This is a genomic window from Vibrio sp. OPT24, from assembly GCF_015163545.1.
Taxonomy (GTDB): Bacteria; Pseudomonadota; Gammaproteobacteria; order Enterobacterales; family Vibrionaceae; genus Vibrio; species Vibrio cyclitrophicus.
Genome location: NZ_JADDYI010000003.1, coordinates 34,598 through 49,869, shown reverse-complemented (window position 1 = coordinate 49,869; position 15,272 = coordinate 34,598). Strand labels below are relative to the sequence as shown.

Genomic DNA, 15,272 nt, shown 5'->3' with positions numbered 1-15,272 from the left:
CTATGAGTGATGACGCCTCCAGTCCCCAGAAACAAACTGGCGCAGATTATCTGCGTCAGATCCTGAGAGCGCCAGTTTACGAAGCGGCGATTGTGACACCTCTACAGGATATGCCACGTTTAAGTGCTCGAATTGGTAACCTGGTTCAGCTAAAACGCGAAGATCGCCAACCTGTGCACTCGTTCAAGTTGCGTGGTGCCTACAACATGGTATCAAGCCTCACTGAGCAACAGAAAGCCGCTGGTGTGATTGCGGCATCGGCTGGTAACCACGCTCAAGGCATGGCACTGTCGGGTTCTAAATTGGGTATTCAGACCACGATTGTGATGCCAAAAACCACACCAGACATCAAGGTTGATGCGGTACGTGGATTTGGCGGTAATGTTGTTCTGCACGGCAGTAACTTTGATGAAGCGAAAGCGGAAGCGGAACGCCTTTCGGCTAAACATGGCTACACTTTTGTTCCTCCTTTCGATCACCCATTGGTGATTGCTGGGCAAGGTACGATGGGTATGGAGATGCTGCAGCAAAACGGCCACATGGATTATATCTTTGTGCCTGTTGGTGGCGGTGGCTTAGCGGCTGGTGTTGCTGTGTTAATCAAGCAGCTGATGCCAGAGATTAAAGTCATTGCGGTTGAACCGGAAGACTCGTCTTGCTTGAAGGCAGCGCTGGATGCAGGCGAGCCTGTGGTCCTGGATCAAGTCAGCATGTTTGCAGATGGCGTTGCGGTTAAACGTATTGGCGAAGAAACCTTCCGGCTTTGCCAGCAGTACATCGATGGCCATGTTGCGGTTTCTAGTGATGAGATCTGTTCTGCGGTTAAAGACATCTTTGAAGACACCCGTGCGATTGCCGAACCTTCGGGAGCACTTGCTCTGGCTGGCTTGAAAAAGTTTGCAGAACAAAACCAACTGCAAGGTAAGCAGTTAGCAACAGTACTTTCTGGTGCAAACACTAACTTCCACGGTCTGCGTTATGTCTCTGAACGTTGTGAATTAGGTGAGAAGCGAGAGGGTCTACTTGCGGTGACGATTCCTGAGCGACAAGGGGCATTCTTAGAGTTCTGTAATCTGATCGGTGGCCGAGCTGTGACTGAGTTTAACTACCGCCACAATGATGAAAGCCTAGCGAATATCTTCGTTGGTGTACGTCTGCAAGGTGGTCAAGAAGAACTCGAGCACATCATCAATGACCTACGCGAGGGTGGTTATCCTGTTGTCGACCTTTCTGATGATGAGATGGCGAAACTGCACATTCGCTACATGATTGGCGGCAAACCATCGAAGCCATTGAAAGAACGCCTATACAGCTTTGAGTTTCCGGAATACCCAGGTGCCTTGATTAAGTTCCTTGATACCTTAGGTACCCATTGGAACATCAGCCTGTTCAACTATCGTAACCACGGTGCCGATTATGGTCGCGTATTGTGTGGCTTCGAACTTGGCGATGATGATTTAGCTCAGTTCTCAACACATTTACGAGAGCTTGGTTATCAGTGTAAAGATGAAACCGATAACCCTTCTTACAAGTTCTTCTTGTCTTAAGAATTAAGCTATCGAACCAAAAAGAGCGAGTTTTTACTCGCTCTTTTTATTGGTGAATATTCAGCTCAAGCTTGAAAAAGATCATCTTATAAAGAGTTATTAGATCGCCTTTCGATGATCCAACCAATCTTGATGAAGTTGCTCACTCGATCCTAAGTACTTCACCATCCATTCGATCAATTTATGGTTATCGTCTTTTCGCCACACCAAACAGCAATGACTCTGCGGGCTTGGTTCTGGCAGTATTTTCTCCACCAGCAAGCCTTGCTCGATAATAGGCGCGGCAATGTGCCTTGGCATGTAACCTACACCAACGCCATTTTTTAGACATTCAATCGCACTATACCAGTTAGGTAACAACAGTCGCCTTTGATTCGAAAAGTGTCCTGTGTGTCGCTTAGGCAGTACACTAGAAGTATCATCCAAACATATTGCTGGGTATTGGCTAACAAACGCTTCATTAAGGTTTTGCTCACGGACGCATGGGTGACTTGGCGACATCACAAATGCCCAATCTAAACGCCCCATATCCTTTACTTCGAAGTCGCCACCGACCGGAATCGCCGAAGTGGCTCCAATGACGACATCCGCCCTGCCCTGTGCAATGGCTTCCCAAGAACCATTGAACACTTCCATGTTGATCTGCAGCTCAGCGAACTCAAAGGTTTGATAAAACTCTTCAATCATCGGCTTCATCTTATCGAGCTTAACCACGTTATCGAGCGTTAGGCGCAAGGTTTTCTTCCAACCACGTGCCGCTCGGCGAGTCTGGGCACTGACCTCCTCCATCTGTCTCAGTAACGCACGTGCCTCTTCAATGAACAACTCACCTGCTGGTGTCAGCTCTACCTTTCTCGGTAAACGTCTGAAAAGTAGAACATCCAGTTCTTGCTCGACTTGCCGAACACCATAGCTGATCGCTGATGGTACTTTGTGTAATTGCTCTGCAGCCGCAGTAAAACTGCCTAAGCGAGCAACCGTATCGAGCATTTCTAAAGAGGATTTAGAGAACATAAGCCTTCAAATTTTTTGATTGATAACCATATATTTTAGCGTTTTATTTTATCAGTTCTGAAAAATAGAATGTCAGCATAAACAAACAGGGACTTTAACCTCTGTATATCAAACAATTTTTTTGATGATAAAAACATCACTACCTTTAGTTTAATGGCATCTTATGAATATTTCTAAATTTCAATTGGTCTATCTTGCAGTTCTCTCAATGCTTGGTTTTATCGCGACTGATATGTACCTCCCTGCATTTAAGGCAATGGAGATTGATTTCGCAACTGGTCCAGAACAAATCGCACTGTCTCTAACCGTATTCCTTGGCGGTATGGCAATGGGTCAACTTCTTTGGGGTCTAGCGAGTGACAAGTATGGCCACCGAAATACACTGGCGGTTGGTCTTGTTATCTTTACTGCAGCGTCATTCGGCTTAGCATTCAGCACCGAGGTATGGCACCTACTGACACTACGATTCATTCAAGCAATCGGTGTATGTGCCCCAGCGGTAATCTGGCAAGCAATGGTTATCAAGCGCTACTCGCAAAGCAGTAGCCAGCAAATTTTTGCGACTATCATGCCTTTGGTAGCGCTATCTCCTGCACTAGCACCTCAGTTAGGTGTGTTGCTAGCAGACAGTTTTGGTTGGCACAGTATCTTTATCACATTGACGCTAATGGGCGCATTGTTGATCGCAACGACCATGGCTCAACCAAAAGAAGCGCCAGAAATAAAACAAACATCGATCAAAACCGACATCAAAGCACTGCTTCATTCAAAGCCATACATGGGCAACGTATTGATGTTTGCATCGGCGTCAGCTGCGTTCTTCGCTTATCTAACGGGTATGCCAGAGATCATGGCTCAACTGGGTTATGAAGCAAAAGATATAGGCCTTAGCTTCATTCCACAGACAATTGCATTCATGGCTGGTGGTTATTTCGGTAAGCAAGCAGTGAAGAAGTACGGTGATGGTGTGGTACTAAGAAACCTTATCGGCTTGTTCAGCGTAGCGGCGATGCTTATCTTTATCGCATCACAGTGGGAACTGACATCAATCTGGCCTCTACTAGCACCTTTCTGTTTGATTGCTGTAGCAAATGGCGCACTTTACCCAATCGTGGTAAACCGTGCTCTATCAAGTGCCAAGCAAAGCCCAGCAACGGCGGCTGGTTTACAGAACAGCCTGCAAATCAGTATCAGTGGCCTATCAAGTGCCTTGGTAGCAGCAATGGCTAGCCAAGCATTGAGCGCAACAGGTATCGCAGTGGTAATTTGTTTAGGTGCATTGTGGGTTGGCTACATCATTTCAAACAAAGAGCTATCTGAACATTTCGCTACACCGGATAACTCTCGAGTGGTGACAGATGAGAAACAAGACTAGTTTCTAATCCAATCCCAAAAAAAAAAGAGCGATATTATTCGCTCTTTTTCATATCTAGATAATCATGTTTATTACGAACTATTTTTTCTTAACCGGACGTTGCCAGTTCGCGATCTTGCGCTCTTTAGCTCGGCTGATAACTAATTCATTTTCAGCAACATCACGAGTTACTGTAGAGCCAGCACCAACGGTAGCGCCGTTGCCAATAGTAACTGGTGCGATTAATTGGCTGTCTGAGCCAACAAATACGTCGTTGCCGATGATAGTCTTAAACTTATTAGCACCATCGTAGTTACAAGTAATTGCACCCGCACCTACGTTTACACGCTGACCAATTTCAGCATCGCCTAGATACGTTAAGTGGTTCGCTTTAGAACCTTCACCAAGGCGAGTGTTCTTCACTTCTACAAAGTTACCAACGTGCGAGTTATTACGCATGTCAGCACCAGGGCGTAGACGAGTGAAAGGACCAACCGTACAGTCTTCACCGACCGTTGCACCTTCAATTACGCTGTATGGACGAACGATGGTGTTGTCATCAATCTCACAGTCTTTCAATACACAACCCGTACCGATAACCACGTTGTCGCCGATGCTTACGCTGCCTTCGATGATAACGTTAGTATCAATCTCAACATCCATACCGCACTGCAATTCACCACGCAAATCGAAACGGCTTGGGTCGCGTAACATTACGCCTTGCTTCAATAGCTTATCAGCCTGCTCAGCTTGGTAAGCGCGCTCTAAACGAGCCAGTTGAGAGCGGTCGTTCACGCCTTCCACTTCAATAGGGCTTACCGGGTGTACTGCTTCAACGGCACGACCTTCATCGTGAGCTGCAGCAATAACGTCAGTCAGGTAGTATTCACCTTGTGCGTTATCGTTGCTTAGGCCTGACAACCAACGTTTCAGATCGCCACCAGTAGCAACCATAACGCCAGTATTGATCTCTTTGATAAGCTTCTGCTCATCCGTAGCGTCTTTTTGCTCAACGATAGCGACAACAGGACCGTTACGACGAATAATACGACCGTAGCCCATTGGGTTGTCCAACACGACCGTTAACAATGCAATACCACCGTTGGGTTGAGCGTCTAATAGATTTTCAATGGTTTCTGGAGAGATGAGAGGCACGTCGCCGTATAGCACAAGTACTTTTTCATCATCCGCGAAGTGCGCAGATGCTTGATCAACCGCATGACCAGTACCCAACTGCTCAGCTTGTAGTGCCCAGTTAACAGACTCTTCAGCTAAAACAGCTTTCATCTGATCACCACCGTGGCCGTAAACCAAGTTGATGTTTTGAGCGCCTAGCCCATTACAAGTGTCGATCACATGTTTCACCATTGGCTTGCCCGCAAGCGTATGCAGAACCTTTGGTGTGTTTGAATACATGCGAGTGCCTTTGCCCGCTGCGAGAATCACTGCGCTAAACTTCATTGTAAACCTATCCAACATTATTTTTATTAAGCCGATATTGTAACCGTTTTGGGTCTATAAATTAAATCTCAATCACACTAAACCATTATTAATACGTAAAACTGAACAATTTCGATGTATCAAAAATGCAAAAAGGCGACCCGTAGGTCGCCTTTATCTCAGAGCCAATAATCTTATAAAAGATTAACGGCGCTGCTTCGTCAGTTCGATAACTCGTAACTGAGCAATGGCTTTAGCCAGTTCACCGGCCGCTTGTGCGAAGTCCATGTCGCCATGCTGATTTTGGATATTCTCCACAGCCTTGCGCTTAGCTTCTTCCGCCTTTGCTGCGTCTAGTTCTTCACCACGGATAGCAGTATCAGCCAGTACAGTCGCTGTACCAGGTTGAACTTCTACCATACCACCAGAAACATAAATGATTTCTTCGTGGCCGTGCTGCTTAACAATACGCACCATACCAGGCTTGATAGCGGTCAGCAGTGGAGTGTGACCATGGAAAATACCAAGTTCACCTTCACTACCGGTCACCTGAAACGTTTCAACAAGACCAGAGAAAAGTTGTTTCTCTGCACTTACAACGTCTAGATGAAAGGTTATTGCTGCCATATCGCCTCCTAGTTAGCCTTATAGCTTCTTAGCATTCTCGATAGCTTCGTCAATTGCACCACAGTACATGAACGCTTGCTCTGGAATGTCATCGTATTCACCAGATAGAAGACCTTGGAAGCCACGTAGAGTCTCTTTAAGAGGTACGTAAACGCCTGGGTCACCTGTAAATACTTCCGCTACGTGGTAAGGCTGAGTTAGGAACTTCTCAATCTTACGAGCACGAGATACAACTTGCTTATCTTCTTCAGATAGCTCGTCCATACCTAGGATAGCAATGATATCTTTCAGCTCTTTATAGCGCTGAAGTGTAGACTGAACGCCACGAGCGATGTCGTAGTGCTCTTGTCCAACTACCAATGGATCCAGTTGACGTGAAGTAGAATCTAGCGGGTCGATCGCTGGGTATAGACCCATAGATGCGATATTACGGTTAAGTACTACCGTTGCATCCAAGTGAGCGAACGTTGTTGCTGGAGACGGGTCAGTCAAGTCATCCGCAGGTACATATACCGCCTGTACAGACGTGATAGAACCAGCTTTAGTTGACGTGATACGCTCTTGCAGAACACCCATTTCTTCAGCTAGTGTAGGTTGGTAACCTACCGCAGAAGGCATACGACCTAGAAGTGCTGATACTTCAGTACCTGCTAGTGTGTAACGGTAGATGTTATCAACGAACAGTAGAACGTCACGACCTTCGTCACGGAAGCGCTCTGCCATTGTTAGACCAGTCAGTGCAACACGTAGACGGTTACCTGGTGGCTCGTTCATCTGACCGTAAACCATCGCTACTTTTGATTCTTCAGGTTTTTCGATGTTTACAACACCTGCTTCCTGCATTTCAAAGTAGAAATCGTTACCTTCACGAGTACGCTCACCTACACCTGCAAATACAGATAGGCCTGAGTGTTGAAGTGCGATGTTGTTGATAAGTTCCATCATGTTAACGGTCTTACCTACACCAGCACCACCGAATAGACCGATTTTACCACCCTTAGCGAATGGACAAATCAAGTCGATTACTTTAACACCAGTTTCTAGAAGAGCTGTCTCGTTAGACTGCTCTTCGTAGCTTGGAGCTTCACGGTGAATGGCGTAATGCTCTTCAGCACCAATCTCGCCACACTCATCAATCGCGTCACCTAGGACATTCATGATACGACCCAATGTCTTAGTACCTACTGGTACTGAGATTGGAGCGCCAGTATTTTCAACTGTCAAACCACGACGTAAACCATCAGAGCTACCCATTACGATTGCGCGAACTACGCCACCGCCAAGTTGTTGCTGAACTTCAAGAACTAGACGCTCTTTCACTTCATTAACATTCAGAGCATCGTATACACGAGGTACTTCGCCCTGTGGGAACTCTACGTCGACTACCGCACCGATGATCTGTACGATCTTACCTGTAGCCATCGTTAATCCTCTAACTATTTAGTTTTACCTAAGCTTAAACCGCAGCTGCGCCTGAAACGATCTCAGAAAGTTCTTGTGTAATCGCCGATTGACGGGCTTTGTTATACACAAGTTCTAAGTCATCAATAATGTCACCAGCGTTATCTGTTGCTGATTTCATAGCAATCATTCGAGCTGCTTGCTCACAAGCAAGATTCTCGACCACACCTTGGTACACTTGAGATTCGACATAACGAACCAATAGTGCATCTAGTAGTGGTTTTGGCTCGGGCTCATAAATGTAGTCCCAAGAATGACTGCGTTTCATTTCTTCGCTATCTGATTTAGGCAAAGGAAGTAATTGATCGATCGTTGGTTCTTGAACCATAGTGTTTTCAAACTTGTTGAACACTACGAACAGGCGATCTAATTCGCCTTCATCATATTTCTTCAGCATAACGCTTACAGAGCCAATCAAGTCTTCAAGGCTTGGACGATCGCCCAGACCTGAAACTTGAGCTGCTACTTTCGCGCCGCTGTTGTTGAAAAATGCTGTTGCTTTAGAACCTACAATTGCAAGCTCTACATCAGCACCTTTCTCAGACCAATCTTTCATGTCGTTCATGGCTTTCTTGAACAAGTTAATGTTCAAACCACCACAAAGACCACGGTCTGTAGAAACGATGATGTAACCAACACGTTTGGCTTCACGTTCCTCAAGATAAGGATGCTTATACTCGAGGCTACCATTAGCCAAATGACCGATCACTTTACGCATTGTTTCTGCATATGGACGAGTAGCTTCCATTGCGTCTTGAGAACGACGCATTTTTGAAGCTGCTACCATTTCCATTGCTTTCGTAATCTTCTGTGTGCTTTTAACACTACCGATTTTATTACGTATCTCTTTTGCGCCGGCCATCGTTACTCTCCGTTAATGGTATGAGGTGGCCCTAAGACCACCTACCAATTACCAGGTCTGGGTTGCCTTGAAATCGTCAACAAGCTTCTTCAGCTCAGCTTCGATTTCTTTATTGAAAGCACCCGTTGTGTCGATCTGTGTTGCTAGATCGGCATATTGACCACGAGCAAACGACAGTAAAGCAGCTTCAAAATCTAGAACTTTTGACAGTTCAACATCTTGAAGGTATCCACGCTCTGCAGCGAAGATTACTAGAGCTTGGTCAAATACAGACATAGGAGCGTATTGCTTCTGCTTCATCAGTTCTGTAACTTTTTGACCGTGGTCTAGTTGCTTCTTAGTCGCTTCATCAAGATCCGATGAGAATTGTGCAAATGCAGCAAGTTCACGGTATTGAGCTAGAGCAGTACGGATACCGCCAGATAGCTTCTTGATGATTTTAGTCTGCGCCGAACCACCTACACGAGAAACTGAGATACCAGGGTCAACAGCTGGACGTACGCCGGCGTTGAATAGCTCAGTTTGTAGGAAGATCTGACCATCAGTAATCGAGATTACGTTCGTTGGTACGAATGCAGATACGTCACCAGCTTGCGTTTCGATGATAGGAAGAGCAGTTAAAGAACCAGTCTTGCCTGTCACTTCGCCGTTAGTGAATTTTTCTACGTATGCTTCGCTTACACGAGCAGCACGCTCTAGTAGACGAGAGTGAAGGTAGAAAACATCACCTGGGAACGCTTCACGACCTGGTGGACGCTTAAGTAGTAGCGAGATTTGACGGTAAGCTACAGCTTGCTTAGATAGGTCATCATAAACAATCAGTGCATCTTCACCGCGATCACGGAAGTATTCGCCCATCGCACAACCAGCATAAGGTGCAAGGTATTGCAGCGCTGCAGATTCAGAAGCCGATGCAACAACAACAACAGTATTTGCTAGTGCGCCGTGCTCTTCTAGTTTGCGAACTACGTTAGCAATAGTCGACGCTTTTTGGCCGATAGCTACGTAGATAGAGAAAATACCAGAATCTTTTTGGTTAATAATCGCATCGATCGCCATTGCTGTTTTACCAGTCTGACGGTCACCGATTACTAGTTCACGTTGACCACGACCGATAGGGATCATTGAGTCAACAGACTTGTAACCAGTTTGAACAGGTTGATCTACCGATTTACGGTCGATTACACCTGGTGCGATAATTTCTACAGGCGAAGTCAATTTAGCTTCGATTGGACCTTTACCATCAATTGGCTCACCTAGCGTGTTTACAACACGACCAAGCATTTCAGGACCTACTGGTACTTCTAGAATACGACCAGTACCTGTAACTTTCATGCCTTCCTGTAGGTCAGCATACGGGCCCATTACAACAGCACCAACCGAATCACGGTTCAAGTTCAGTGCTAGAGCGTAACGGCCACCCGGTAGTTCGATCATTTCACCTTGCATCACGTCCGCTAGGCCGTGGATGCTAAGGATGCCATCGCTTACAGAAACGATAGTACCTTCATTGCGAGCTTCACTAACAACGTCGAAAGATTCAATACGTTGTTTAATTAGATCGCTAATTTCAGTGGAATTAAGTTGCATGCTCCAATCCCCATTAAGACTGCAATGCATCGCTCAGGCGGTCTAAACGACTGCGCGCTGAGTTATCGATGACTAGGTCTCCGGCTCGAATAATAACTCCACTAAGTAGAGTCTCATCTATACTGCAATTCAGCTGAACTTTGCGCGCAAGGCGCAGTTCCAATTTGCTGATAATGCTTGTGCGTTGTTCTTCAGAAAGTTCAACAGCTGAAGTAACTTCAACGTCGATCTCTTTCTCATACTCTTTTTTGAGTATAAAGAACTCTTTACAAACATCAGGAAAAGCCATTAAGCGGCCATTCTCTGCCATCACTTTAATTAAGTTCTGGCCGAATTCATCAAATTGTTCGCCACAAATTACAATGAATACTTCAGCTAATTTTTCAGCAGTCATAGAACCGCTTAATAAATTGTGAACATCATCATTTTGTGCCACTTCGGCAGCAAAAGTAAGCATTTGACCCCATTGGTCTAGCTCACCTTTATCTACCGCAAAGTCAAACGCTGCTTTAGCATAGGGGCGTGCGATTGTAGTCAAATCAGACATATACAGCCCCTTGCTTTAAAGTTTTGCAGTAATGTTGTTAAGAAGATCATCGTGTACATCTTTATCGATTGTACGCTCAAGGATTTTCTCAGCACCAGCTATAGCCAGAGTTGCGACTTGTTTGCGCAGGTCATCACGGGCACGTGTACGCTCTGCTTCAATTTCTGCTTCAGCTTGCGCTAAGATTTTCTGGCGTTCTGCCTGAGCTTCTTCGCGTGCTTCATCAATAATTTGAGCTTTACGTTTGTTTGCCTGATCAATAACCTCAGTTGCAGTGCGCTTTGCTTCTTTCATTTGCTCAGAAGCGTTGGCTTGTGCCAGGTTCAAGTCTTTAGCAGCGCGTTCAGCGGCTACAAGACCGTCAGCAATTTTTTTCTGACGTTCTTCAATTGCTTGCATGATTGGTGGCCATACATATTTCATGCAGAACCAAACAAACAGTGAAAAAGCAATTGCTTGACCTAGCAGAGTTGCGTTCATATTCACAACAGCTACCCCTCGTTAAGAATCAACTACAAAAATTTAATTAACTATTAAAGAGTTAATTAGCCTGCTAGTTGACCAACAAATGGGTTAGCAAACGTGAATAGTAGTGCGATTACGATACCGATCATTGGAACAGCATCCAGTAGACCAGCGATGATGAACATCTTAACTTGTAGCATTGGAGCCATTTCAGGTTGACGCGCAGCGCCTTCTAGGAATTTACCACCAAGAATAGCAAAACCAATTGCAGTACCTACGGCACAAAGACCAACAATAATAGCAACAGCGATTGCTGAAAAACTTAGTACAGTTTCCATTTACGTTCTCCGATTAACATTAATAGTTAGAATAAAGCTTAAAAATTTTTTAGTGATCACTATCTTCATGAGCCATTGATAAGTAAACGATTGTCAACATCATGAAAACAAACGCTTGAATCAATATAACTAAGATATGGAAGATAGCCCAAGGTAGTGCACCTACCCATTGTAAGTACCACGGTAGCATTGCCGCGATAAGAATAAACACCACCTCACCCGCAAACATATTACCAAATAAACGCATACCTAGAGATAGTGGCTTCGCTAATAACGAAATTACCTCAAGTACCAAGTTAAATGGGATCATGATTGGGTGATTAAATGGATGCAGTGCCAATTCTTTAGCAAACCCGCCTAGGCCTTTCACTTTGATGCTGTAGTAGATCATCAGAGCAAAAACACCCAAAGCCATTGCCATGGTTATATTTACATCAGCTGTAGGAACCACTTTCAAGTAAGGGATACCTAGCCAATGCTCTGCAGGATATGGTAAGAAATCGATAGGCACTAAGTCCATCAAGTTCATAATGATAATCCAGCAGAATATAGTCAGTGCTAGTGGGGCAATCAGAGGGTTGCGACCATGGAAAGTTTCTTTAACGTTGTCGCCAACGAATTCCACTACCATTTCAACAAAACACTGAAGCTTACCAGGTACACCTACTGTTGCTTTCTTAGCGACTGAGCGAAAAACCCAAAGGAATAACATCCCTGTCAACACCGAAAAAAACAGACTGTCTATATGTACGTTCCAGAAACTTGTCTCCTCTACAAGACCAAACTTAGCTAAAGAAAGGTTTTGTAAATGGTGTTCAATGTATCCGGATGCTGTTGGCGCAGCCATAACTCATCCTATTTTTTATTGTTAATGAAAAGCACTGGCGCAAAGATATTAATACCTAGAACCAGTAAATAGGTCAGTTTGAGGGGAATTAATTCCACCTGCATATACATGTAGACAATAGAGAATAGTAGAACTGTGATAAGGATCTTTAGTGCTTCGCCTGCGTAAAACGACGCCGCAACTAACTTAGTTGCGCGAGCTCCACAAAATAGGAAAGCACACACACAAAAAACCACATTCGCGATGACAAAAATACCGCCACCAACCAATGCAGCAAAACCCCAATCAGGATTAACAGCTAAACCTAACCCTATCGCCACTAATATAACCGCGCTAAGCTCGATCAATAACATTTGCTTTGCAAGCACTCGTCCTGGTCTTGCTAACGCCGCTACCATGTATTCGTTCCTCTTTAAGCCCACTTTACCACTCGCTTAAAAGCGTGCTGAGAAATTGGCGAAAATTATACGTTCAGCCAAATTGATTGCAATAAGAATGCAGCAATCATTTACATTTCTGTATACAAACCGACAACTTTTGTAAGAAATTACTTGTTTATTTCATAATTGACCTAAATCAATTATCTCATTTAGTACTCTAGTTTAGCAATAAGTTGCTCTAATTTGTGAGGCTCATCAAGAGTAATTGTCACTTTTGACTTACCGCTAACAGAACGAGTAACTGAAACGTTTGCTTGCAATTTTTCCGTGAGTCTTCGTGAAAGTTCGATGGCCTCAGTGTCTTCGGGCTTCGATTCAGCTTCAACGTCTGGTTTTAAGCACTTTTTGACAAGTTGCTCAGTTTGACGCACGGTCATTTTTTTGGTTGCTGCAGTATTCGCTGCCTCAACCTGGGTAACACCTTCAAGCGCAAGCAGTGCTCTAGCATGCCCCATTTCTAGTTGTTTACTGGAAACTAAACCTTTTACTTCATTTTCGAGCTGATTTAGACGTAATAAGTTACTAACGGTAGCTCTGGATTTACCAATCACATCGGCGACCTGCTGATGTGTAAGTGAAAACTCGTTCTGCAAGCGCTCTAGCGCTTGTGATTCTTCGATAACATTCAGATCTTCACGTTGAATGTTCTCGATCAATGCCATCGCAATCGCGGCCTTGTCTTCTACTCTCTTGATCAAGCATGGAACTTGTTTAAGACCAGCTTGACGAGCCGCTCTCCAACGACGTTCACCAGCAATAATCTCAAATTGGTCGTGCGCTAAAGGGCGTACAACGATCGGTTGGATAATGCCTTGAGATTGGATAGATACCGCTAACTCTTCTAGCGCTTCCGGCGCAATATCCTTACGCGGTTGATATACACCTGGCTTTAAGCAACCGACAGCAAGTTCGATGAGCTCACCATCAGCCGATAACGCTTGACTATGAGAAGCTACTTGTTGTTTTTCACGAGCCAGAGAGCTAGTTGCAAGCAATGCATCTAGCCCCTTTCCTAAACCGCGCTTAGACATTGATCGAATTCCTTTGGTTAGACCTATACTGGGACTTCTTCACGACGCAACATTTCGCCTGCAAGAGCAAGATATGCCTTCGCTCCTGCGGAATATTTGTCGTAGTACATTGCTGGCTTGCCATGACTAGGCGCTTCTGCCAGACGCACATTTCTAGGGATAACAGTTCGGTAGACTTTGCTACCAAAATGTTTTTTGAGTTGATCAGATACTTCGTTCGATAAGCGGTTACGAGGATCGTACATAGTACGTAGAAGACCTTCGATCTTAAGATTCTCGTTTACTACCGCAGCGAGTTTACTGATGGTATCCATCAACGCAGTCAAACCTTCCAATGCAAAATATTCACATTGCATCGGAACCAATACGGAATCAGCCGCAGCCATCGCATTGATTGTAAGCAGGTTTAAAGAAGGTGGGCAATCGATAAAGATGAAATCATAGTTATCGCGAACTGATGCGAGCGCGTTCTTAAGACGAACTTCACGAGCAAACACTTCCATTAATTTGATTTCTGCCGCAGTCACATCACCGTTTGCGGCGATGAGGTCATAATTGCCAGATGTACTCCGACAAACTACCTCATCAAATGGGGTGTCTTCAACCAACAAATCGTAAGCAGTTGCTTCAACCTGATACTTGTCGACACCGCTCGCCATAGTGGCATTACCTTGAGGATCGAGGTCAACAACCAATATCTTGCGTTTTGTTGCCGCCATTGATGCTGCCAAATTAATGCAAGTTGTTGTTTTTCCTACGCCACCTTTCTGGTTGGCAATTGCTACTATTTTACCCACTATGGCCTCGCTGATTATCCCTGACGCGATAAAGTAACTAGATGACGCTCTCCATCAAGCTCTGGTACTTGCAAAGCTTTAATGTCTGTCACTGAACACCATTCAGGTAACAGATCAATTTCGTCTCTAGGATGTTGTCCTTTAAGAGCCAAAAATACACCGGATTGCTCTTTAGGTAAATGGTGACACCACTCTACCATGTCTGTCATTGACGCAAACGCACGACTGAGCACTGCATCAAACTTTTCTTCAGGTTGAAATTCTTCAACGCGACTTTGAACCGGTACTACGTTGTCGATACCCAGCTCATGAATCACCTGCTTGATGAAACGAATACGCTTACCTAAGCTATCTAACAAGTAAAACTCACGGTCAGGGTTCATGATTGAGAGCGGAATCCCAGGAAGACCAGGGCCGGTACCGACATCAATAAAGCGCTTGCCTTGTAAGTGAGTGCTAACAATGATGCTATCTAAGATATGTTTCACCATCATTTCTTGCGGGTCACGAACAGACGTTAAATTATAGGCCTTGTTCCATTTATTGAGTAACTCAACGTAGCCCACTAATTGGCTACGTTGTTTTTCCGATACTTCAAGTTCAGTCTGGCCAATCAGGTGATCCAGTTTTTCGCGCAATACGCTCATTATGCTTCCTCACCTTTTTTCAACAGGCCATGCTTTTTCAGATAAACCAACAAAATCGAGATTGCAGCAGGTGTAATACCAGAGATACGCGATGCAATACCGATCGAGTCAGGTTTAGCGGTAGTTAGTTTTAGAACCACTTCATTAGAAAGCCCTTTTACCTTGCTGTAGTCGATGTCAGCCGGCAGTTTGGTGTTTTCATGACGCAGTGATTTTTCAATTTCATCTTGTTGACGCTGGATATAACCATCGTACTTTACTTGGA

At 44.7% G+C, this 15,272-nt stretch carries 16 protein-coding genes and 1 pseudogene; 2 read left to right on the top strand and 15 right to left on the bottom strand.

Features of this window, described 5'->3' with window-relative positions; translation table 11 throughout:
- The first annotated feature begins 2 nt into the window (after positions 1 to 2).
- Positions 3 to 1,547, top strand: coding sequence for a threonine ammonia-lyase, biosynthetic (ilvA, locus tag IQO02_RS00865; protein WP_016799607.1), 1,545 nt, complete (start codon positions 3 to 5; stop codon positions 1,545 to 1,547).
- A gap of 99 nt (positions 1,548 to 1,646) precedes the next feature.
- On the opposite strand, the gene punR is transcribed toward ilvA, so the two are convergent.
- Complete coding sequence (punR, locus tag IQO02_RS00860; RefSeq protein WP_010433246.1) at positions 1,647 to 2,561, bottom strand: DNA-binding transcriptional activator PunR; 915 nt, start codon at positions 2,559 to 2,561, stop codon at positions 1,647 to 1,649.
- A 163-nt stretch (positions 2,562 to 2,724) separates the two neighbouring features.
- Between punR and punC the strand changes: the two genes are divergently transcribed.
- On the top strand, positions 2,725 to 3,936 hold the full coding sequence (gene punC, locus IQO02_RS00855) for a purine nucleoside transporter PunC (protein WP_016787666.1): 1,212 nt from the start codon (positions 2,725 to 2,727) through the stop codon (positions 3,934 to 3,936).
- A 78-nt stretch (positions 3,937 to 4,014) separates the two neighbouring features.
- Here punC and glmU read toward each other — a convergent pair whose 3' ends face one another.
- The 14 genes and pseudogenes from glmU to gidA all read right to left on the bottom strand — a co-directional run.
- The gene (glmU, locus tag IQO02_RS00850) at positions 4,015 to 5,376 is read right to left on the bottom strand and encodes a bifunctional UDP-N-acetylglucosamine diphosphorylase/glucosamine-1-phosphate N-acetyltransferase GlmU (protein ID WP_010433241.1); all 1,362 of its coding nucleotides are present in this window, start codon (positions 5,374 to 5,376) and stop codon (positions 4,015 to 4,017) included.
- Positions 5,377 to 5,559: 183 nt separating this feature from the next.
- Entirely contained in the window at positions 5,560 to 5,982 is a 423-nt protein-coding gene (locus IQO02_RS00845) for a F0F1 ATP synthase subunit epsilon (protein ID WP_010433239.1), read from the bottom strand.
- An 18-nt stretch (positions 5,983 to 6,000) separates the two neighbouring features.
- Positions 6,001 to 7,404 (bottom strand): F0F1 ATP synthase subunit beta, encoded by a 1,404-nt coding sequence (gene atpD, locus IQO02_RS00840; protein WP_009848119.1) that lies wholly within the window; start codon positions 7,402 to 7,404, stop codon positions 6,001 to 6,003.
- 34 nt (positions 7,405 to 7,438) lie between these two features.
- The gene (gene atpG / locus IQO02_RS00835; RefSeq protein ID WP_009848120.1) at positions 7,439 to 8,305 is read right to left on the bottom strand and encodes a F0F1 ATP synthase subunit gamma; all 867 of its coding nucleotides are present in this window, start codon (positions 8,303 to 8,305) and stop codon (positions 7,439 to 7,441) included.
- A 48-nt stretch (positions 8,306 to 8,353) separates the two neighbouring features.
- Entirely contained in the window at positions 8,354 to 9,895 is a 1,542-nt protein-coding gene (gene atpA, locus IQO02_RS00830) for a F0F1 ATP synthase subunit alpha (RefSeq protein ID WP_010433235.1), read from the bottom strand.
- Positions 9,896 to 9,908: 13 nt separating this feature from the next.
- Positions 9,909 to 10,442 (bottom strand): F0F1 ATP synthase subunit delta, encoded by a 534-nt coding sequence (gene atpH / locus IQO02_RS00825; protein WP_010433233.1) that lies wholly within the window; start codon positions 10,440 to 10,442, stop codon positions 9,909 to 9,911.
- Positions 10,443 to 10,457: 15 nt separating this feature from the next.
- Complete coding sequence (atpF, locus tag IQO02_RS00820; protein WP_010433231.1) at positions 10,458 to 10,928, bottom strand: F0F1 ATP synthase subunit B; 471 nt, start codon at positions 10,926 to 10,928, stop codon at positions 10,458 to 10,460.
- A gap of 59 nt (positions 10,929 to 10,987) precedes the next feature.
- Positions 10,988 to 11,245, bottom strand: coding sequence for a F0F1 ATP synthase subunit C (gene atpE / locus IQO02_RS00815; RefSeq protein WP_004411110.1), 258 nt, complete (start codon positions 11,243 to 11,245; stop codon positions 10,988 to 10,990).
- A gap of 49 nt (positions 11,246 to 11,294) precedes the next feature.
- Entirely contained in the window at positions 11,295 to 12,092 is a 798-nt protein-coding gene (gene atpB, locus IQO02_RS00810) for a F0F1 ATP synthase subunit A (protein WP_009848124.1), read from the bottom strand.
- 8 nt (positions 12,093 to 12,100) lie between these two features.
- Positions 12,101 to 12,490 (bottom strand): F0F1 ATP synthase subunit I, encoded by a 390-nt coding sequence (locus tag IQO02_RS00805; RefSeq protein WP_010433210.1) that lies wholly within the window; start codon positions 12,488 to 12,490, stop codon positions 12,101 to 12,103.
- Positions 12,491 to 12,681: 191 nt separating this feature from the next.
- Positions 12,682 to 13,563, bottom strand: a complete 882-nt coding sequence (locus IQO02_RS00800) for a ParB/RepB/Spo0J family partition protein (protein ID WP_010433208.1) — start codon at positions 13,561 to 13,563, stop codon at positions 12,682 to 12,684.
- Between the two features lie 23 nt (positions 13,564 to 13,586).
- The gene (locus IQO02_RS00795; protein ID WP_010433205.1) at positions 13,587 to 14,360 is read right to left on the bottom strand and encodes a ParA family protein; all 774 of its coding nucleotides are present in this window, start codon (positions 14,358 to 14,360) and stop codon (positions 13,587 to 13,589) included.
- Positions 14,361 to 14,374: 14 nt separating this feature from the next.
- Positions 14,375 to 15,007 carry a 16S rRNA (guanine(527)-N(7))-methyltransferase RsmG gene (rsmG, locus tag IQO02_RS00790; protein WP_016767540.1) on the bottom strand — a complete coding sequence of 211 codons (633 nt, stop codon included), beginning with the start codon at positions 15,005 to 15,007 and terminating at the stop codon, positions 14,375 to 14,377.
- Positions 15,007 to 15,272: pseudogene (gidA, locus tag IQO02_RS21980) on the bottom strand (tRNA uridine-5-carboxymethylaminomethyl(34) synthesis enzyme MnmG); the annotation flags it as partial. The gene rsmG and the pseudogene gidA, both read right to left, overlap by 1 nt.

Coding starts and splice junctions, on each gene's coding strand:
- ilvA (WP_016799607.1), top strand. CDS start 3: ATGAGTGATGACGCCTCCAGTCCCCAGAAACAAACTGGCGCAGATTAT.
- punR (WP_010433246.1), bottom strand. CDS start 2,561: ATGTTCTCTAAATCCTCTTTAGAAATGCTCGATACGGTTGCTCGCTTA.
- punC (WP_016787666.1), top strand. CDS start 2,725: ATGAATATTTCTAAATTTCAATTGGTCTATCTTGCAGTTCTCTCAATG.
- glmU (WP_010433241.1), bottom strand. CDS start 5,376: ATGAAGTTTAGCGCAGTGATTCTCGCAGCGGGCAAAGGCACTCGCATG.
- IQO02_RS00845 (WP_010433239.1), bottom strand. CDS start 5,982: ATGGCAGCAATAACCTTTCATCTAGACGTTGTAAGTGCAGAGAAACAA.
- atpD (WP_009848119.1), bottom strand. CDS start 7,404: ATGGCTACAGGTAAGATCGTACAGATCATCGGTGCGGTAGTCGACGTA.
- atpG (WP_009848120.1), bottom strand. CDS start 8,305: ATGGCCGGCGCAAAAGAGATACGTAATAAAATCGGTAGTGTTAAAAGC.
- atpA (WP_010433235.1), bottom strand. CDS start 9,895: ATGCAACTTAATTCCACTGAAATTAGCGATCTAATTAAACAACGTATT.
- atpH (WP_010433233.1), bottom strand. CDS start 10,442: ATGTCTGATTTGACTACAATCGCACGCCCCTATGCTAAAGCAGCGTTT.
- atpE (WP_004411110.1), bottom strand. CDS start 11,245: ATGGAAACTGTACTAAGTTTTTCAGCAATCGCTGTTGCTATTATTGTT.
- atpB (WP_009848124.1), bottom strand. CDS start 12,092: ATGGCTGCGCCAACAGCATCCGGATACATTGAACACCATTTACAAAAC.
- IQO02_RS00805 (WP_010433210.1), bottom strand. CDS start 12,490: ATGGTAGCGGCGTTAGCAAGACCAGGACGAGTGCTTGCAAAGCAAATG.
- IQO02_RS00800 (WP_010433208.1), bottom strand. CDS start 13,563: ATGTCTAAGCGCGGTTTAGGAAAGGGGCTAGATGCATTGCTTGCAACT.
- rsmG (WP_016767540.1), bottom strand. CDS start 15,007: ATGAGCGTATTGCGCGAAAAACTGGATCACCTGATTGGCCAGACTGAA.